Origin of the sequence: Sodalis sp. C49 (assembly GCF_046352915.1) — a bacterium.
Taxonomy (GTDB): domain Bacteria; phylum Pseudomonadota; class Gammaproteobacteria; order Enterobacterales; family Enterobacteriaceae; genus Acerihabitans.
On record NZ_CP163303.1, the window covers coordinates 1,083,234 to 1,101,253 of the forward strand.

An 18,020-nucleotide genomic window follows, 5' to 3' on the forward strand; every position below is an offset into this window, starting at 1 on the left:
CCGTTGGAGAACGCCGCATGTCCAGACAAGACGAACAGCGTTTATTGGTTAAAATTGCGACGTTATATTACACGGAAAATAAAAAACAGGCGGATATCGCCGCCGCCCTGCATTTGTCGCAATCCTTCGTTTCCCGCGCCATCACCCGCTGCATCAAGGACGGCGTGGTGAAAATCAGCGTGGTGCAACCGCCGAATATGTTTATGGGCCTGGAGTCGGCCATTCAGCAGCGCTACGGCATCGACCAGGCCATCGTGGTGGATGTGCCCGATAACGCCGGGGCGCAGCAAATCAAGCAGGCCATCGGTTCCGCCGCGGCGCATTATATGCAGACCAGCATCCGGCCGGACGACCTGGTGGGCATTTCGTCGTGGAGCAGCACGCTGCGGGAAATGGTGGACAACCTTCATCCTCTGGCGGTCAAGGCGAGCGGCGTTATCCAACTGCTGGGCGGTGTCGGCCCCAACGGCAACGTTCAGGCCACCCTGCTCACCCAGCTGTTGGCCGATCAGCTCAACTGCAAGGCCTATCTTTTGCCGGCGCAAAGTATCGAGCGCTCGGTGGAGGACCGTATGCGGCTGGTCAACAGTAGCGAGGTGGCGGATGTAGTGGCCAAGTTCGGCGAGGTGGACGTGGCGCTGGTCGGCATCGGCGCCCTGGAGCCGTCGCAGCTGTTGATGAATTCCGGCAACTATTATCACGAAAAGATGCTGCGCCTGCTGGCGGAGCGCGGCGCGGTGGGCGATATCTGCCTGCATTATTTCAACGCCCGGGGCGAGGCGGTGCTCGAGGACGACGAGGATCCTGTCATCGGCATGCCGCTGCCGCAGGTGCGGCAATGCTCGCGGGTGGTGGCGCTGGCCGGCGGACAGGAAAAGGTCGCCGCGATTAAGGGCGCGCTGGAAGGACGGTATATCGATGTGCTGATAACGGATCGCCTGGTGGCGGAACAGCTGGTATAGCCCGCGGGCGCGTCATTGCCCCGTGGCCCGATGTGTGTAAATATTCCCGGTAACTTTCTGTTGTGGTGCCGCCGCCATGCTTTCTATTCCCTTTCCCGTCATTACTGTATCCGCGCTGCTTTTCTTACTGGCACTGGCGCTGTTTCCTAAAAAACAACGCCACGGCGGTACGCTACGTTTCCTGGTTGCCTGCATAGTCCTCCTGTCTGTAAGTACGCTGCGCTGGGAATATCATTCCGCCATGCTGAGGAATATCCAGTCGGGGCTGGCGCTGCTTTTGCCGCCTGTCGCCTGGCACAGCTTCATCTCAATGACTGAAATCAACAGGCAACGTCATTGGCTACTGCTGTTCGTCCCTGCTACCCTCGCCTTTTTTATCAGGATATTCTGGCCGGCAGCGACAGATTTTATCTTGTTTATGCTATTTGCCGGCTACGGATGCAGCTTGTTGCGTATGGCATGGCAGGGAGAGCATAACTTCACGCTGAGCCGACTGGGCGAGTCATCGCATACCACAAGGATGGCTTTTTTCGCCGGCTGCTTCCTGTGCCTATCCGCGCTGACAGATCTTGCGGTGTCATTTGACTTCAGCATCACCGGCGGCAAACAGGCTCCTGTTATGGTTGTTATTTTTCAGGTCATGCTGCTGCCGCTTATCGGGGCTGCCATTGTCAGTGCGAGAAGTACGGCGGCGCTATCCGGATCGGCTGCCCGGGAAGCAACGCCACCCGCACGCGCCGTGCTACCCGCGGGAGAACTGGCGGGACTATATCGCCTGCTGGAGAAACAGGTGCGTGAATCGCAAATCTACCTCAATCCCGATCTCACACTCAGTCTTCTGGCCAGGAAAACAGGTGTGCCCGCGCGGCAGCTTTCAGGTGCGGTAAATGCGATAAGTCAGTGCAACGTATCGCAGTGGATCAACGGTTTCAGGGTTGAACGGGCAAAGGAACTGCTGCTAAGCACCCCGATGCCCGTTACGGATATCATGCTGGAGTCAGGATTTATGACTAAATCTAATTTTAACCGCGAATTTCAGCGGGTTTCCGGCGTGTCTCCTACGGTGTTTCGCCAGCGGGCGCATGATAATCAAGCGACGCATTGAGAAATGCACTGATCTTACCCACCAGCGCCTGATGAATACCAGACCTGCTTGCTCCGCTACCGTCCCGGCAGACGATGCCATCGCCAGGGGATTCTTCATTGATAAGCGTTTCAGCGCCGGGCTTGCACAACGACATAAAACTGAAATGGGTAGCCCCATCAATGATGTCGAATTGTCTCCATTGCGGACGCATTGCGGCGGCAAGGTACCCTGATTCCTCTTCGGCTGGCAACGCCGCCAGCTGGTCCATCTGGGCCGCGAGGATCAGGACAGGCAGGCTAATATCATGCAGACTGCGGGGGGTAAACCCGGGGGCCAGTCCGAGATCGAGAGACACGACGGCTCTGATTCTTGCATCCCGGTGATCTGCAGATAATTTTTCCTGCGACAACGCTTCATCGATGCCCAGCTTGTCCGTTAACCGGCAGTCGCCCCGTTGTGGGTGTTGCCGGCAGTCGTGCAAAAACCGGGCAGGGTCAAAGCGTGCCCCCGCCAGCGACATGACGGTCCATCCTCCCAGGGAATGCCCCAACGCGGCAATCCGGTCTTTGTCCGTTGCCCCGAACAGTCCGGGAGAGTGAATGACAGCGTCGATAACCGCAGTGAGATCGCGCGGACGCCGCCACAGCTGTTTAGCGTCTGCAGGATTCTGATTAAAGGTGGTGGTCCCCGGATGATCCGGGGCGGCGACAATATATCCCTGCGCCGCCATGGCCGCGGCAATCCAGGACAAATTCCGCCAGTTGCCATTGTAACCGTGTGAAATAACCAGGAGAGGGTGTGCGCCTGGCGCGGGCGGCGCATTGCGGATGACGGCAACGCCGATGAAAGCGGGATTATCCCCGGCCGATTCCGTTATTCCCGCGGAAGAAACCGGATACCACACCGCCACATTCAGCGCGTCCCCCTTCTGGTCCGACAACGGTAGCTGACGAAAGCCCGGGGCTGCTTGCACCTGTATACACAACAGCAAAGCAGACAATAAAAGAAACCCTCTGATGAACATCATTAATGACCCTGCGGTGATGAATTGTGCCGCAGTTATATTATGAAGTTCGGTATCAGGGCGCCCCGGAACACGATCGAGGTCGTGAATTATGATTATTTTATTACCCTTTCCTAACGTCCGGCCATCGCCGGGCCTCCCTGCCCAGCCGGTGGTGAGTTAGGGTCTGGCATGCCAGTAACACTCTATGCCCAAATACTTGGTAAAGGCTTCATGCAGCACCGCCGCGGTGGCCGAATGGTTCATGGCCACATGGTGCTCGAAGCCCTGCTCGCAAATATGGCGCAGCAACGGTTCCATGGCCGGGATTTGTACCACCGCGCGACAGCCGACGGTATCAAGCGGATCGTTCACCACCGAGCCTTCACCGACGTAAGCCCGGACCTTACCGGTAAAATCATCCGACGACAGACGGAAATAGGTCAAGGGGCCGGCCTTCATGCGCCCATGCACCGCGCCGCAGGTATTTTCGCAGCCGACGGTTGTGCCGATAATGTCCGCCGTGCCCATGGCCGGGTTTTCCAGGCTTTCACTGGGGAAGTTGCCGCAGTGGAACAGCACGCATTTGTCCTGCTCATCGCCGAAGTTATTATTCCAGTCGGCGATGGAGGCGGGCGACAGCGAACAGCTGGCCAGCGCGTACATCGACAGCGCCCCCATCACGTCCACTTCGCAGGCGCTGGGCATCAACTGCCCCGACATGACGCTCATGATGGAGCACACGTTGATGCCGAGATTTTCCTGCAACGACGTCCAGCACTGGATGGCGGTGGTGTCGATATCATTCGCCTGCACCCATTCGCTTATCACCACGAACAGCTTCGCCATGGTATGCAGTTTTTCCGGGGGAATGGCGCCGGTATCCGCGTTGTCTTTTAACAGCGCCAGCTTTTCTCCCACCCGCAGGTCGTTATCGGCCAGGTTGCCGACGCGGGTAAAAATTTCGGATAAATCCAGCGTTTCCACCGAGACGTTCATGCGCTCCAGCAATTTTTCACTGTAGCGCACGGTGTTGAAGGCGGCGGGACGCGCGCCGATGGCGCCGATACGCACGCCTTTCATGGCGTGTACCAGCCGGCAAAGCTGGGTAAACTGACGCAGGTCCTGGGCAAACGCGTCGCCCGCCACGGTACAGACATGGCGTTGGGTCAGGGTAAACGGAATGCCGCACTGGCGCAGATTGTTGCACAGCGAAATCTTGCCGCAGAAACTGTCGCGCCGGGTTGCCAGCCCCATTTTATCCAGACTGTCCTGCTCGGCCTGGATCAGCACCGGCACGGTCAGCCCCGACAGGCGAATCGCGTCCGCCACCGCTTTTTCGTCGCCGAAGTTGGGCAGCAGCACCACCACGCCGTGAATGTCGTCGCGTCGCTGGCGAAACAGCTGCGCGCAGGCCTTGGCGTCCTGCCAGGTTTCCACTCCGCCCAGTTTGCTTTGGGTTTCGTCCAGCCAGACGATATTGATGCCCAAGCGCTCGAATACCGCCGCCGCGTCGCGACGCGCCTCCGTCACCAGATAGCTGGGAAAAAATCCCCGATTGCCGACGATCACGGCCAGGGTCAGATTTTCAATTATTTTTGTCGACATTGCTTTACTCCAGATAGGGTTAGTCCGGCTGATAACGGGCGCGCGCGACGGCCGTTTGCCAGAGGATATAGTTCTCGCGCATCTCCGCGGTCTCGGCGCGCGGTTCGATGTATTCCACTTCTCGGGGCAACGCCGCGATATGTTGGTTATCAGGCCACCAGCCCAGCGTCCTGCCCGCCAGGTAGGCGGCGCCCAGCGCCGATACCTCGGCGTTCAGATTGCGGATCAGCCGGCGCTGCAATAAATCGGCCTGGAACTGCATCAGCCAGCGGTTTTGCGTGGCGCCGCCGTCCACCCGCAAGGCCGGCAGCCGTCTTCCGGCGGCCCGTTCCATGGCAAAAAACACATCGGCGACCTGATAGGCGATGGATTCCAGCCCGGCCCGCGCCAGGACGTCCGGCGTGGCGGCATCGGTCAGCCCGCAGATCAGGCCGCGCGCCCGGCTGTCCCAGTAGGGCGCGCCCAGGCCGGACAGCGCCGGGACAAAAAACACGCCCTGGTTGCCCGCCGGGCTTAAGGCCATCTCGGACAGCCGCGTCAGCGACGTCACGCCGAGCAGTTGCGCCACCCAGGAAAGCCCGGCGCCGGTGTGGGTAATATTGCCTTCGAGCGCATACCGGATTTCGCCGTCATGCCAGGCCACGGTGGCGCTTAACCCTTCCCCACCGGCGCCGACGGCGTCCACCGCCAGCATCAGGGATGAGCCGGTGCCATAGGTGGCCTTGACGTCGCCGGCCTGGTTGCCGCCCTGGCCATAGAGCGCGGCGTGGGAATCGCCGATCAGGGCGGCGACGGGAATGCCTTGCGCCAGTCCGGGTACCTGTCCGGCGCGGGTATGGCCGTGCACCGCCGCCGAAGGTTTAACCGCCGGCAGGCAGGCGGCGGGTATCGAAAAAATCGCCAGCAGCCTTTCATCCCAGCGGCGCTCGTGGATATTGAATAATTGGGTGCGGGAAGCGTTGGCGTAATCAGTGCTGAACGCCAGGCCGCCGGTCAGTTGCCAGTTCAGCCAGGCATCCACCGTGCCGACGCACAGTTCTCCGCGGGCGGCGCGTTCCACGCCTTGCGGCAGCGCGGCCAGCATGCCGCGGATTTTCGCGGCGGGGAACAGCGGGTCGATGGGCAACCCGGTGAGCTGGTAAATCAGCGATGCGTGTTCGCTTGCGGCCAGCTCGCGGCAAAAATCCTGCGAGCGCCGGCACTGCCAGCTGACGACCGGCGTCAGGGGCTCGCCGGAGGCCCGCTCCCAAATCATCACCGACTCGCGCTGATTGCTGACGGCCACCGCGCTTACCAGCGCGTCGGGGACCTGCGCCAGGCAAGCGGCCACCGCCTGGCAGACCGCCTGCCAGATGGCCATGGGATCCTGTTCGGCCCAGCCCGGCCGGGGATGGTAAAGAACCAGGGGAACCGCCGCCTTAGCGAGGATCGCCCCCGCGCGATCGACGGCAATCGCCTTGGCGTTGGTGGTGCCCTCGTCAATGGCGAGGATGATGGGCGTCGTCATCGTCAGGCCCCCCGGCACACGCGCAGGGCGGTGCGCACCACGCCCGCGGCGTCAAAACCGTGATGGGCGCGCATCGCCGCCCGGTCCGCCGCGATGGCGTACTCGCCGTCGCCAATGCCCAGGCGCACCAGCGGAATGGCGCAGCCCGCCTCGGCCAGCACCTCTGCCACCAGGCTGCCGAGGCCGCCGTTGATATTGTGCTCTTCAAGCGTAATCACCCGTTGACTCTCTTTTAACAGCGCCAGGAGTTGGCGAGTATCGCACGGGCGAATAGAGGATACGTTGACGACCGCGGCAGAAATGCCCTGCTCCGCCAGCAGACCGGCGGCCTCCACCGCCTCGTGCACCGTCGAGCCCATGGCCACCAGCGCCACGTCGCCGCCGTGTTGCAGCATGTCGATTTGTCCCGGTTTAAAACGGTAACCGGCATCGTGCAGCGCGGGCAGCGCTTTGCCGTCAAGACGGATATAGACCGGCCCGACGTAAGACAGGGCATAATCGATAATCTGGCGGCATTCCTCAGGGGACGACGGCGCAAAGATCTGGATATTGCCGAAACCGCGCAGCACCGCGATATCATCGATACTATGATGGGTGCTGGCCAGCGGCCCATAGCTGGCGCCGGCGTTAAGCCCGAACAGCTTGACGTTGCAGTTGTTATAGCAGACATCGATTTTGACCTGCTCGTTGGCGCGGGAAATCAGGAACGGCGCGGCGTTGCAGGTCACGGCAATCTTGCCGCCGATGGACAGCCCCACCGCGGTGCCCACCATGGTTTGCTCGGCGATGCCGACGTTGACGATGCGATCCGGGAACCGCGCGATAAACGGGCCGATCTTGGCCGTGGAGGTGGAATCCGCCAGCACCGGCACCACGTCCATGCCATTGTCTACCGCCTTGATTAGCTGCTCCACCATCACGCTTGCCAAATGTTCTGCATTACTCATCTTTTAATTCCTCCAACGCCTGAGTGATTTCATCCCCTTTGAATACGCGGTGATGCCATTCGGCCCGTCCCTGCGTAAAAGAGATACCCGCGCCCTTTTCGGTATTGGCGATCACCACGTTAGGCTTGCCGTTGGCCGGCAGGTTTTCCAGCGTATCCACGACTGATTGCATATCGTTGCCGGCGCATTCGGTCACGTTCAGGCCGAAGGCCAGCCACTTGTCGGCCAGGGGATCGGTATTCATGATCGAGCACGTCAGACCCGCCAGCTGCAGTTTGTTTTTATCGTTGATAATGACCAGGTTATCCAGGCCGTAATGGGCGGCCACCAGCGCCGCTTCCCAGTTGCTGCCCTCGGCCAGTTCGCCGTCGCCGGTCAGCGCGAACACTTTCCTGGCGCTATGGTCGCGTTTGGCCGCCAGGGCGATGCCCACGGCCACCGGCAGGCCGTGGCCGAGCGCGCCGGTATTGAGTTCGATGCCGGGCGTCTTATGGCGCACCGGGTGGCCGGGCAAATGGGAATTGGCATGCTGATAGGTCGGCAGCCAATCGATGGGGAAATAGCCGGCTTCGGCCAACGTGCAGTAATAACCGCCGACGCCGTGGCCCTTTGACTGGATATAGATATCCCGCGCGGGATCGTCCAGCCTGTCGGGCGCGCAGTTCAGCACGCGGAAATAAAGCGCCGTCAGGATTTCCACCTCGGAGAGGTCGGCGCCGGTATGGCCGCCGGCCGGGCTTCCGGCGTTCAACGCTACGATGCGGCGGCGAATCTGACGCGCCTTCTTGACCAGTTCATCGACTGATAATGAATAGGGGTTCATCACGTTACCTCTCTTTCGCTTGAAGCGAATTTTTACGCATAAAAGAATATTTATTCGAATAAGCCAAAAAAAACGCTACCCGCCGCGATGCGGGCGTAGCGTTATTCAGGCGCGCCCTCTTTAATGATTTTTTGCGAGACAATGGCCGCCTTGCGCTGCATGCGGTTTTGCATCTGATCGATAATCACCGCCACGATAATGACCATGCCCTTGATGACCATTTGCCAGAATTCACTGACGCCCATCATCACCAGGCCGTCCGCCAGGATGCCGATGACAAAGGCGCCGATCAGGGTGCCCACGATGGTGCCGCGCCCGCCGGCCAGGGATGTGCCGCCCAGGACCACCGCCGCGATGGCGTTCATTTCAAACGCGGTGCCGGTGGCGGGATGGCTGGCCACCAGCTGCGAGGACACCACGATCCCCGCCACGGCGGCGCACAGCCCCGAGATGGTGTACACCCAGACCTTGACCTGCTTGACCTTGATGCCGGACAGCTCGGCGGCGCGCTCGTTATCGCCGATGGCGTACACATGGCGGCCGAACGGCAGGCGGCGGGCGATATAGGCAATCGCCAGCGCCAGCACAAACATCATCCAGATGCTGTAGGGCACGCCGAACAGCGTTCCCGCGCCGATAAGATCAAATCCGGTGTTGCCCAGGCGCGGGTTGCCGTCAAGTCCCGGAAAGGTTTCGCCGTTGGAGAGCAGCATCGCCGCGCCGCGCACGATGTACATGGTGCCCAGGGTGCAGATAAAGGGCGCGACGTTATAGCGGGTGATAATCCAGCCGTTAATGGCGCCGATAAGGCCCCCCAGGAGCAGTACCGCCGGGACGATCACCCAGACGCTGGGAAATATGGCGATGCCGAACATCGGCAATACGATGCCCTGGGTCAGCATCCAGCCGGCGAACATGCCGCACAGGCCGAGGGTGGCGCCGATGGACAGATCAATGCCGGCGGTGATGATGACAAACGTGATGCCGAGCGCCAAAAAGGCGTTAATCGAGATGTGTTTCATCATGATGATGATGCTGCCGGTCTCGAGAAATCCGGGCACCGTGGTGGTAAAAAACCCCAGGATCAGGAATAACGCGATAAAAGTGCGCAATTTAAGCAGCAGCAGCAGCATATTTTCGCGCGAGCGAAAACGCCGGGTGCCCGTCAGGGGCGCTAATGTCGCGGTGTTGGTTGCTTTCATATCAAAACCCTTTTGCACTCGCCGAGACCAATGCCGATTCCTGGGCCGATTGACGCTCGACATTGGCCGTCAATTTACCGTTCGACATCACCAGAATACGGTCGGAGACCGCCATGATTTCTTTCAAATCCGAGGTGGAGAACAAAATGCCGATGCCCTTCTCCGACAACGCCACCATCATCTCGAACACATCCGCCTTGGCGCCCACGTCGATGCCGCGGGTGGGTTCGTCCAGCAGCAGCAGTTTCGGGTTGGTCAAAAGCGAGCGTCCGATCACCACCTTTTGCTGATTGCCGCCGCTCAGCGCCTGGATCTCCACATCCGGCGACGAGACCTTGATCGACAGATTGCCGATGGTGGTGGCCACCGCCTGCTGCTCCTGCTGGCGCATGATGCTGAAACCGTGCTGCAAGCGGCGCCACAGGCTGGCAATGGTCAGGTTGACCGCGACGCTCGAGGCCGGGAAAATGCCGGTTTTTTTGCGATCTTCCGGCACCAGGCTCATGCCGAGCTTGATACGGTTGGCGGTGGGCATACGCGTCGACACCGGCAAATCCCCCAGCCAGATTTTGCCCAGATAGTTTTTTTCCGTGCCGAGCAGGCATTCAAACAGCTCGGTGCGGCCGGCGCCCATCAGACCGTAAATGCCGACGATTTCGCCGGCGCGCACGCTAAAGGACACGTCGTTGACCACGGGATGCCCGGCATCGTTAACGCTGGTAATATGATCGACCTGCAACACCGGCAGGCCAAAAGTGCGGCCCGGCTTGAGAAATGTTGTGACAGGGTCACCTCCCAGCATTTCCCGCACGATCCAGGGCACGTCGATTTCGCTGACCCGCGCCTCGGCCTGGAAACGCCCGTCGCGCAGAATGGTGATGTAATCGCCGATGGTCATCAGCTCTTCCAGGCGGTGGGAGATATAGATAATCGTCACTCCCTGGCGCGTCAGCTCGCGGATCACCCGGAACAGCACGTTGACTTCGGTTTTGCTTAACGCCGAAGTGGGTTCGTCAAGGATCAGAATATCCGCCTGTTCCGCCAGCGCCTTGGCAATCTCCACCATTTGCTGCTGGCCGACCTTCAGGTTGGCCACCAGTTCGCGCGGCGAGATCGGTTGATCCAGCCGATTCATCAGCTCGGCGGCAATGCGCTCCTGCCCGGCCTGATCGATCGGCCATAATCCCTTCTGATGCTCGCGTCCGAGAAAAATATTCTCCGCCACGTTCAGGTTTTCCGAGAGGTTCAGCTCCTGATGCACCATGCCGATCCCCTTGGCCGCCGCGTCCCGGGTATTACCGAAGCTTACCGGCTCGCCGTTAAGCAGCATCTGGCCGGAGGTAGGCTGCTGCACGCCGGCCAGTACGTTCATCAGGGTTGATTTACCGGCGCCGTTTTCGCCGATAATCACATTCACCTTGCCGCGATAGACGTTGTAGTCCACGTTATCCAGCGCCAGCGTGCCGGGATAAAGCATGGAGATGCCCTTGGCGCGCAGGATAATGTCCGGTGTCTCGCTCATTGTGCCGTCCCCCGTTTAAGCTCCAGCGCCACGGCGTCATCAATACTGTCCGCGCGCAGTGTCACCGCCGCCAGCACGTCCACCTGCTGCCCGACCCAGCCGCCATCCACCGCCGGCAGGCCGCTTAACGCCTGCTTATTGAGCGCCTTGGCCACCTGGGCAAACTGCACCTGGTTTTTAAAATCCTCAAAACGAAGAAAACCGGCGGCATCGCGTACGGCGTTGCCCCTGATAATCGGTCCCAACTGCAGGGTAACCGGCTCGTTGTTAACGCTAAGCGTCAGCTTGCGTTCCAGGCCGTCGGCATCCACCGCGGTCACCTTGCCGCTAAACCGGGTATAGACGCTCTTGCCGTCGACGCCCTTCACCTGCCCCTGGGCCTGCTTGAGCGCCGTCCAGTCAAGCGCCTGGGCGTGCGCGGCCGGCAGCACCTTCGGCGCCCAGAAGGCCTGCGCGATTTGCGCCGGCGTCTGGTTGGAATAATCCGGCCCGGCCGACGGATCGGCGGGGATAACAGGTTTGCCGTTACTGTCCAGACCGACCACGTCACAGGCCGTCAGCAGCAGCAGGATCACACATCCTATTCCCGTCTTGCGTAATGCGTTGAGCTGCATGTCGTCTCCCAATCAAGGGGCCGTCCGGCCCCTTGCCACAGGTGATTAGTTTTTCAGGCTAAAGGTCTTCAGGTTTTTGGCGTTGGTCTCGTCGATCAGCACGCAATCCATCAGTTGCTTCTCTTCTTTACCGGCTTTGCCGGTCTTCAGGTACACATCCGCCTGTTCCACCGCCATTTCGGCCTGCGCCGCGGCCGGCTGCAGCACCGTGGCCTTGATATTGCCCTTGGCGATTATCGAGTCGCGTACATAATCGCTGCCGTCAAAACCCACCAGGATCACGTCCTTGCGCCCGGCGGCCTTCAGCGCGGCTTCGGCGCCCAATGCCATGGTATCGTTGCCGGAGATCACGCCGGTAATATCCGGATTGGCCTGCAAAATGGATTCCATCCGGCTGAAAGCCTCGGTCTGGCTCCAGTTGGCGGTTTGCTGCGCCACCATCTTCAGCCCGGTATATTCGTCAATCACATCGTGGTAGCCCTGCGAACGCACGTGGGCATTGGTATCGGATTCCTTGCCCAGCAGTTCCACATACTTGCCTTTGCCGTTCATCAGCTTGACGAACTTCTCCGCGCCCAGCTGCGCGCCCTGGTAGTTATTGGACACGATCTGCGCCACCGCCACGCCGGTGGCATTGATTTCACGATCGATCAGGAAGGCGGGAATACCGGCCGCCTTGGCCTTTTTCAACGGCCCGATAGTGGCGTCTGACCCGGCGTTATCCAGCACGATTGCCTTGGCCTTACGGGCGATGGCGGTTTCAATCAGCTGGTTCTGCTTGCTGACGTCATCGTCATGGGACGCCACCAGCGTGGTATATCCCAGCTCGGTGGCCTTGGCCGAGGCGGCATCGGCTTCCGCCTTGAAGAACGGGTTATCATGGGACGGGGTAATGATGGCAATCAGGCCTTTATCCGCGGCGAAGGACGCCATGGATAATGACAAGAGGACGGCGGCAACGCAGGGTTTCAGTAGGAAGGTGTTCATTGTTGTTCTCCTGGATGAATACACGTGAATATATATTCACTTTTGATTTTATATTCAACTGGAGTGTGGCAAGTCCCCGCGATAATGTCCATTACGATTGTTGGGAATAGCGAGTGCTGTCACAAAAAGCAACAAGATGATTACATCGGATGCGGGGAAATGAAAACATGCCGCTGGGGTCGAATCGGGCGTGGTTCCCCCGCCCGCCCGCGACCTCGTGGCGCGCCAGGCTGGCCGGCACGGGACGGCATGCGATGAGGCTTATGTTTTTCCCGGCAAGGGTGCGTTTGCGAGAACGCGCCGCTGGGGCGGCAGCCGGCTAGGCGCGGGATTTAATATCCCGCGCCTCGTCGATTTTCGGCGTCAGCGGGCCAATCCAGCGCTGCACCAGCCAGCAGGCTAGCGTTATCATCAGCCAGCTCAGCACGGTTCCCATGACCAAATCCCGCGGCCAATGCATCCCCAGGATCAGCCGGCTGCACATGACCGCCACCGCCCAGATCATGATAATCGCCACCGAGGCGAAATGCCGGCGCGGCCACAGCAGCCCCAGCGCCAGCAGCGCCCAGCTGGCGGCGAAAATCGTATGCCCGGAAGGGAAGGCAAAACCGGTATCATGCTGCCAGTGCTTACGCAGCCACGGCGGGATCTGCTCCTCGTTCTGCAGCTCCTTTTTCACCCATTGCGCGCGCGCTTTAGGCGGGAGCGAATAAAACGCCCGATCGTCGATGGCGAAGGCGTTCTCCAGCCACAGCACATAGGGCCGCGGCTCCTGCACCCGCTCCTTGATAACCGTTTTCAGGCCCTGGCCCGCTAAAATCGTCACGCCCAGGATACAGGCCAGTGCGAGGGCGGGCTTTAAGCGAAAGCGCAGGCACCAGAGAAACCAGCCCAGCAGCAGCGCGCTGGTAACCATGCCCCACGGCGCGCTGACGGTTTGGGTTATCCAGAACATACCCCGCCACCAGCCGGCCTCATTGCCGGGATGCCACTGCCAGCCACTGACCCAGACCAAAAGTGGTATTATCATAAGTATTACCGCGCCCAGGCCGGTGCGTTTCGCTATTTCAAACATAAAGATAATTTTCCGTTAAATGTCTTACCGCTGAACAGTTTAACGTCAGGGCGGCGGCAATTTTCCTAATAAGAACGATCGGTCGGTAAGCAATTGTGACAATCTAATGACTATTTTGCCAGCAAACAGGATTTTCAACCGTCAGTTTTCGGTAAATTTATGGCAAAATGCACTATTAATGAATCTTCGCGCACTCGACCGCACCATGCTTGGTCAGACGGCATCATCGAGAGTGAGATGAGCGACGATAAAGAAGTTTTGGAGAGCAACATGCAGCTTAAACGTGTGGCAGAAGCCAAACTGCCGACACCCTGGGGCGATTTCCTGATGGTGGGATTCGAGGAATTAGCGACCGGACACGATCACCTGGCATTGGTTTTCGGTGATATTACCGGCGTGGAACCGGTGCTGGCGCGGGTGCACTCCGAGTGCCTCACCGGCGACGCCTTGTTTAGCCTGCGCTGCGACTGCGGCTTTCAGCTCGAGGCCGCGTTAACCCACATTGCCGAGGAAGGCCGCGGCATTTTGCTCTATCACCGCCAGGAAGGCCGTAACATCGGCTTACTGAATAAAATACGCGCCTATGCGCTCCAGGATAAAGGCGCCGATACCGTTGAGGCCAATCACCAGTTGGGCTTTGCCGCCGACGAGCGGGATTTCACCCTGTGCGCCGATATGTTCAAACTGCTGGGCGTGGAATCGGTACGTTTGCTGACCAACAATCCGCAAAAGGTGGAAATCCTTACGGAGGCGGGCATTAACATTACCGAGCGCGTGCCGCTTATCGTCGGGCGCAACCCGGAAAATGAACGCTACCTGAACACCAAAGCGACCAAAATGGGCCATTTGCTGGATATTAAATAACGCCCCGCGGATGATGGGGCCGCGCCATCCGGCGCGCCCCTGGAGCCTGATTATGAGATCGGCCACCCGAATCCGGGCCCATGATTAAGGTATATTACTCTCTTTAAATACAGGGTTATAAACCATGAAGTTCAGTACCATGAACGACAGCGAAATCATTGCCGATCTCTGCTGCCGGATTAAGGATGCGCGCATTGAGCAGCGCCTGTCGCAAATTGATCTGGCGGAGCGTTCCGGGTTGGGCATCGCCACCATCAAACGCGCCGAAATGGGCGGTTCGGTCACGCTCAGCACGCTTATCTGCATTCTGCGCGGCCTCAATCGCCTGCATCAGCTGGAAGGGGTGCTGTTCGACACCGAAGTGCGCGCCTTTAACGCCCAGGTCAGCGGCGAAAAAGCGAACACGCCGCTGCGGATCCGCAAAAAAGCCGCAACCGTGGATGAAGCGGACAAACCCCTGGTGGAAAAAAGCGCGGATGCCTCTGCCGTCGACTGGTATATCTCCGCCGCCGAAAACAATATCCTGTGGTGAACCCCGGCCCTCCCGGCGGCGGGAGCACCTATCGCGGCGGTCATCGCCGCCTTCCCCGGCCCTGAGGCCGCAATGCCCGTGGCGGACCCGGACGCGGCCATCCTTGCCGCCGGGTTCAGCTGATTTCATGCCCCGCGCTATTCACATAACACAACCTTGATCGCCAGTCCGCCGCGCGATGTTTCGCGGTATTTGGCGTTCATGTCCTTGCCGGTTTCATACATGGTCTCGATAACCTTATCCAGCGACACGCGCGGTTCCGTGGTGCGCCGCACCGCCATGCGCGCGGCGTTAATCGCCTTCATCGCCACAATGGCGTTACGCTCGATACAGGGTACCTGCACCTGGCCCGCCACCGGATCGCACGTCAGGCCGAGGTTATGCTCCATGCCGATTTCCGCCGCGATGCACACCTGTTCCGGACTGCCGCCCAGCAGCTCCGCCAGCCCCGCCGCCGCCATCGAGCAGGCCACCCCGATTTCACCCTGGCACCCTACTTCGGCGCCGGAAATGGACGCGTTCATTTTATACAGCGCGCCGACCACGCCGGAGGCCAGGAAATAGCGCAGGTACGCCTCCGGGGTCACCGGCTGGATAAAATGATCATAATAGGCCAGCACCGCCGGGATAATGCCGCAGGCGCCATTGGTCGGCGCGGTAACCACCCGCCCGCCGGCGGCGTTTTCCTCGGCCACCGCCATGGCGAACATATTGACCCAGTCCATGGCGTTCATCGGATCGCTGGAGAAACGATCATTGGTAAACAGCAGCCGGTGCAGGCTGGAGGCGCGGCGCGGCACCCGGATCGGCCCCGGCAGCACGCCCTCGGTATTCATGCCGCGCTGCATGGCGTTTTGCATGGTGAGCCATACCGCGCCGAAATAGTGTTCGATCTCCTCCCGGGTATGCAGGGCCAGTTCGTTCTTCATCACCACCGCCGAGAGCGACAGGCAATTATCGCGACAGTGGCGCAACAGGTTCTGCGCCGAAAAGAAAGGAAACGGCACCGCCTGCTCGGATGGGATCTTTTTGCCGAAGTTTTCCCGATCGACCACAAACCCGCCGCCGATGGAATAATAGGTTTTGCTGTAAACCAGCGCATTTTGCCGGTAGGCATTGAACATCATGCCGTTTTCATGCAACGGCAGGTTCTCATCGCGAAACACAATGGCCGAGGCCACGGCAAAATCCACTTCGTGGCCGTCCGCCAGGGGCAGCCGCCCACGCTGCCGCACTTGCTGGATAAACTGCGGGATGGCATCCACGTCAACCGTATCGGGCGCCTTGCCGGCCAGGCCCATGATGATGGCGATATCAGTATGATGTCCCCGGCCGGTTAATGACAGGGAACCATAGACGTCCGCGCCGAGGCGGTCGATCGAGGAAAGCAGCCCCTGCGCCTGCAAATCATCGGTAAACATTTTCCCGGCTTTCATCGGGCCGACGGTGTGCGAACTGGAAGGACCGATGCCTATCTTGAAAATATCAAAAATGCTAACCATAACCCTGTCCTTATTATGCGGCGCCGAAGGTTTTCCATCGACATCCTCGGCGCGAAAAGCGGACCGGGCCCGAAGGACCCGGCTTGGCCATCAGCCCATCAGGCTGTAGATAATCGCCGACATGGCGATCAGGCCCATAAACACCACAAATACGTTGCTGAAGTGGCCGCTGTATTTTTTCATCGCCGGTACTTTCTGGATGGCGTACATCGGCATCAAGAACAACAGCATGGCGATAACCGGACCGCCAAGGGTTTCAATCATGCCGAGGATGCTGGGGTTAAGCGTCGCCACCAGCCAGGTGGTCAGCAGCATAAAGATGCCGGTGATGCGGTTAAGCTTTTCTTCGGAGGCGGTTTTGCCACGGCTGCGTAATGCTTTGATCATCATGCCGTTGAAGCCTTCGCGGGCGCCGAGGTAGTGGCCAAGAAAGGATTTGCTGATAGCGACCGTGGCGATAATCGGCGCCATCCATGCAATCAGCGGGTTGTTAAAATGATTGGCCAGGTAGGACAGGATGGAAATATTCTGCGCTTTGGCTTCCATCAGATCGGCGGTGGACAGGCTGAGCGCGCAGCTAAACACAAAAAACATCACCGTTACTACCATCATCACATGGCTGCAGGCCAGGATGCGGGAACATTTTTTCTCCGCGCCCACGCCATATTCCTGACGCTTGGCTACCGCAAACGAGGAGATAATCGGCGAATGGTTAAACGAGAAGACCATGACTGGGATCGCCAGCCATAACGTGGTCATCAGACCATGGCCGGTGGCGGCGCCGGCAACGAACGCGTTATCGAATATGGCGGCGCTCCAGTTGGGAATAAGATAAAGCGCCAGCAACATCAATGCCGCGACAAAAGGGAAAACCAGGATACTCATCGCTTTGACGATCATGTCTTTGCCGAAGCGCACAATGGTCATCAGCCCGACAATTAATATCAGCGATAATATCGCCCGCGGCGGCGCCACCAAATGGAGCTGGTGGGTAATAAAGCTGTTAACGGTATTGGTGATGGCGACGCCATACACCAGACAAATAGGATATATTGCAAAAAAATACAGCAAGGTGATTAATTTACCCGCACCCACGCCAAAATGTTCTTCAACAACTTCAGTTATATCCTCGCCGCCATTTTTACCTGATAATACAAAGCGGCATAATCCGCGATGGGCATAAAAGGTCATGGGAAAGGCGAGAATCGCCATAATAATGAGCGGCAACAGCCCGCCGATGCCCGCATTAATAGGTAAAAACAGCACGCCCGCGCCGATGGCCGTGCCGTACAGGCCCAACATCCACATGGTGTCGCTTCTGCGCCAGCTGGAGGCGGAGGACGCCTCCAGCACCGATGCGCTTTCCGTGATGCTATTCATTATAGTGTTCTCCTCAGGGAACGATGAAATAAAAATGCCGCGAATATGTTAAAGATATTGCGCTAAGGTTAAAAATAACCACTCATGAAAATAGATTTTTATTTTCATCCGCAGGCGCTATCTTTCAGTGGCGGCATTCTATATCAAATGGAATTAATAATAACCCTGTAGGGATCACAAAATTGCAGGTATTAATTGAGAGGATAAAAAACGGTATTTAAATTAAAATGTCAATATTAATACTTTATCACCGGTGCGCTGTAAGGGTGCTAATTTGATACTTTATATGCCAACATAATAACAGAATAACCTTGTCAGGCCAATGAATAAAATAATTAAGTCTGGCGAGAAAAATAAATATGCTGGGGAAATAATATACCCGGCATCGCCAATGTCACGCAGATT

The 18,020-nt window shown here is 58.7% G+C and carries 16 protein-coding genes; 4 read left to right on the forward strand and 12 right to left on the reverse strand.

All coding sequences use genetic code 11. From position 1 onward, the window contains the following. The first annotated feature begins 17 nt into the window (after nt 1-17). Together ABUK12_RS04770 and ABUK12_RS04775 are read left to right on the forward strand one after the other, a co-directional pair. Nucleotides 18-962, forward strand: coding sequence for a sugar-binding transcriptional regulator (locus ABUK12_RS04770; protein WP_410015203.1), 945 nt, complete (start codon nt 18-20; stop codon nt 960-962). Nucleotides 963-1,038: 76 nt separating this feature from the next. Continuing rightward, nucleotides 1,039-2,067 (forward strand): helix-turn-helix domain-containing protein, encoded by a 1,029-nt coding sequence (locus tag ABUK12_RS04775; RefSeq protein ID WP_410015204.1) that lies wholly within the window; start codon nt 1,039-1,041, stop codon nt 2,065-2,067. Here ABUK12_RS04775 and ABUK12_RS04780 read toward each other — a convergent pair. From ABUK12_RS04780 to pgpB, 10 genes are all read right to left on the reverse strand, one after another. Further along, nucleotides 2,021-3,073 (reverse strand): alpha/beta hydrolase family protein, encoded by a 1,053-nt coding sequence (locus ABUK12_RS04780; RefSeq protein WP_410016554.1) that lies wholly within the window; start codon nt 3,071-3,073, stop codon nt 2,021-2,023. The genes ABUK12_RS04775 and ABUK12_RS04780 overlap by 47 nt on opposite strands. A gap of 159 nt (nt 3,074-3,232) precedes the next feature. Further along, nucleotides 3,233-4,660: an L-fucose/L-arabinose isomerase family protein gene (locus ABUK12_RS04785; RefSeq protein ID WP_410015205.1), complete on the reverse strand. Its 1,428-nt coding sequence runs from the start codon at nt 4,658-4,660 to the stop codon at nt 3,233-3,235. 19 nt (nt 4,661-4,679) lie between these two features. Next, complete coding sequence (locus ABUK12_RS04790) at nt 4,680-6,167, reverse strand: FGGY family carbohydrate kinase (protein WP_410015206.1); 1,488 nt, start codon at nt 6,165-6,167, stop codon at nt 4,680-4,682. 2 nt (nt 6,168-6,169) lie between these two features. Next, entirely contained in the window at nt 6,170-7,114 is a 945-nt protein-coding gene (locus ABUK12_RS04795; RefSeq protein ID WP_410015207.1) for a transketolase family protein, read from the reverse strand. Beyond that, on the reverse strand, nt 7,107-7,937 hold the full coding sequence (locus tag ABUK12_RS04800) for a transketolase (RefSeq protein WP_410015208.1): 831 nt from the start codon (nt 7,935-7,937) through the stop codon (nt 7,107-7,109). Before ABUK12_RS04800 ends, ABUK12_RS04795 begins: the two co-directional genes overlap by 8 nt. A gap of 101 nt (nt 7,938-8,038) precedes the next feature. Continuing rightward, on the reverse strand, nt 8,039-9,139 hold the full coding sequence (locus ABUK12_RS04805) for an ABC transporter permease (protein WP_410015209.1): 1,101 nt from the start codon (nt 9,137-9,139) through the stop codon (nt 8,039-8,041). Nucleotide 9,140: 1 nt separating this feature from the next. Then, nucleotides 9,141-10,661, reverse strand: a complete 1,521-nt coding sequence (locus ABUK12_RS04810; protein ID WP_410015210.1) for a sugar ABC transporter ATP-binding protein — start codon at nt 10,659-10,661, stop codon at nt 9,141-9,143. Continuing rightward, nucleotides 10,658-11,275 (reverse strand): DUF2291 family protein, encoded by a 618-nt coding sequence (locus ABUK12_RS04815; protein ID WP_410015211.1) that lies wholly within the window; start codon nt 11,273-11,275, stop codon nt 10,658-10,660. Before ABUK12_RS04815 ends, ABUK12_RS04810 begins: the two co-directional genes overlap by 4 nt. 45 nt (nt 11,276-11,320) lie before the next feature. Beyond that, nucleotides 11,321-12,262, reverse strand: coding sequence for a D-ribose ABC transporter substrate-binding protein (locus ABUK12_RS04820; protein WP_410015212.1), 942 nt, complete (start codon nt 12,260-12,262; stop codon nt 11,321-11,323). Nucleotides 12,263-12,581: 319 nt separating this feature from the next. Further along, nucleotides 12,582-13,337, reverse strand: coding sequence for a phosphatidylglycerophosphatase B (gene pgpB, locus ABUK12_RS04825; RefSeq protein ID WP_410015213.1), 756 nt, complete (start codon nt 13,335-13,337; stop codon nt 12,582-12,584). A gap of 270 nt (nt 13,338-13,607) precedes the next feature. Between pgpB and ribA the strand changes: the two genes are divergently transcribed. Both ribA and ABUK12_RS04835 read left to right on the forward strand, forming a co-directional pair. After that, entirely contained in the window at nt 13,608-14,201 is a 594-nt protein-coding gene (gene ribA, locus ABUK12_RS04830) for a GTP cyclohydrolase II (RefSeq protein ID WP_410015214.1), read from the forward strand. A gap of 124 nt (nt 14,202-14,325) precedes the next feature. After that, entirely contained in the window at nt 14,326-14,733 is a 408-nt protein-coding gene (locus ABUK12_RS04835) for a helix-turn-helix domain-containing protein (protein ID WP_410015215.1), read from the forward strand. Nucleotides 14,734-14,870: 137 nt separating this feature from the next. Here the strand turns inward: ABUK12_RS04835 and ABUK12_RS04840 are convergent, their stop codons facing one another. Together ABUK12_RS04840 and ABUK12_RS04845 are read right to left on the reverse strand one after the other, a co-directional pair. Further along, the gene (locus ABUK12_RS04840; RefSeq protein ID WP_410015216.1) at nt 14,871-16,235 is read right to left on the reverse strand and encodes an L-serine ammonia-lyase; all 1,365 of its coding nucleotides are present in this window, start codon (nt 16,233-16,235) and stop codon (nt 14,871-14,873) included. Between the two features lie 90 nt (nt 16,236-16,325). Beyond that, nucleotides 16,326-17,615, reverse strand: a complete 1,290-nt coding sequence (locus ABUK12_RS04845; protein WP_410015217.1) for an HAAAP family serine/threonine permease — start codon at nt 17,613-17,615, stop codon at nt 16,326-16,328. Between the last annotated feature and the right edge of the window lie 405 nt (nt 17,616-18,020).

Coding starts and splice junctions, on each gene's coding strand:
- ABUK12_RS04775 (WP_410015204.1), top strand. CDS start 1,039: ATGCTTTCTATTCCCTTTCCCGTCATTACTGTATCCGCGCTGCTTTTC.
- ribA (WP_410015214.1), top strand. CDS start 13,608: ATGCAGCTTAAACGTGTGGCAGAAGCCAAACTGCCGACACCCTGGGGC.
- ABUK12_RS04785 (WP_410015205.1), bottom strand. CDS start 4,660: ATGTCGACAAAAATAATTGAAAATCTGACCCTGGCCGTGATCGTCGGC.
- ABUK12_RS04795 (WP_410015207.1), bottom strand. CDS start 7,114: ATGAGTAATGCAGAACATTTGGCAAGCGTGATGGTGGAGCAGCTAATC.
- ABUK12_RS04790 (WP_410015206.1), bottom strand. CDS start 6,167: ATGACGACGCCCATCATCCTCGCCATTGACGAGGGCACCACCAACGCC.
- ABUK12_RS04845 (WP_410015217.1), bottom strand. CDS start 17,615: ATGAATAGCATCACGGAAAGCGCATCGGTGCTGGAGGCGTCCTCCGCC.
- ABUK12_RS04840 (WP_410015216.1), bottom strand. CDS start 16,235: ATGGTTAGCATTTTTGATATTTTCAAGATAGGCATCGGTCCTTCCAGT.
- ABUK12_RS04800 (WP_410015208.1), bottom strand. CDS start 7,937: ATGAACCCCTATTCATTATCAGTCGATGAACTGGTCAAGAAGGCGCGT.
- ABUK12_RS04835 (WP_410015215.1), top strand. CDS start 14,326: ATGAAGTTCAGTACCATGAACGACAGCGAAATCATTGCCGATCTCTGC.
- ABUK12_RS04810 (WP_410015210.1), bottom strand. CDS start 10,661: ATGAGCGAGACACCGGACATTATCCTGCGCGCCAAGGGCATCTCCATG.
- ABUK12_RS04770 (WP_410015203.1), top strand. CDS start 18: ATGTCCAGACAAGACGAACAGCGTTTATTGGTTAAAATTGCGACGTTA.
- ABUK12_RS04820 (WP_410015212.1), bottom strand. CDS start 12,262: ATGAACACCTTCCTACTGAAACCCTGCGTTGCCGCCGTCCTCTTGTCA.
- pgpB (WP_410015213.1), bottom strand. CDS start 13,337: ATGTTTGAAATAGCGAAACGCACCGGCCTGGGCGCGGTAATACTTATG.
- ABUK12_RS04805 (WP_410015209.1), bottom strand. CDS start 9,139: ATGAAAGCAACCAACACCGCGACATTAGCGCCCCTGACGGGCACCCGG.
- ABUK12_RS04815 (WP_410015211.1), bottom strand. CDS start 11,275: ATGCAGCTCAACGCATTACGCAAGACGGGAATAGGATGTGTGATCCTG.
- ABUK12_RS04780 (WP_410016554.1), bottom strand. CDS start 3,073: ATGTTCATCAGAGGGTTTCTTTTATTGTCTGCTTTGCTGTTGTGTATA.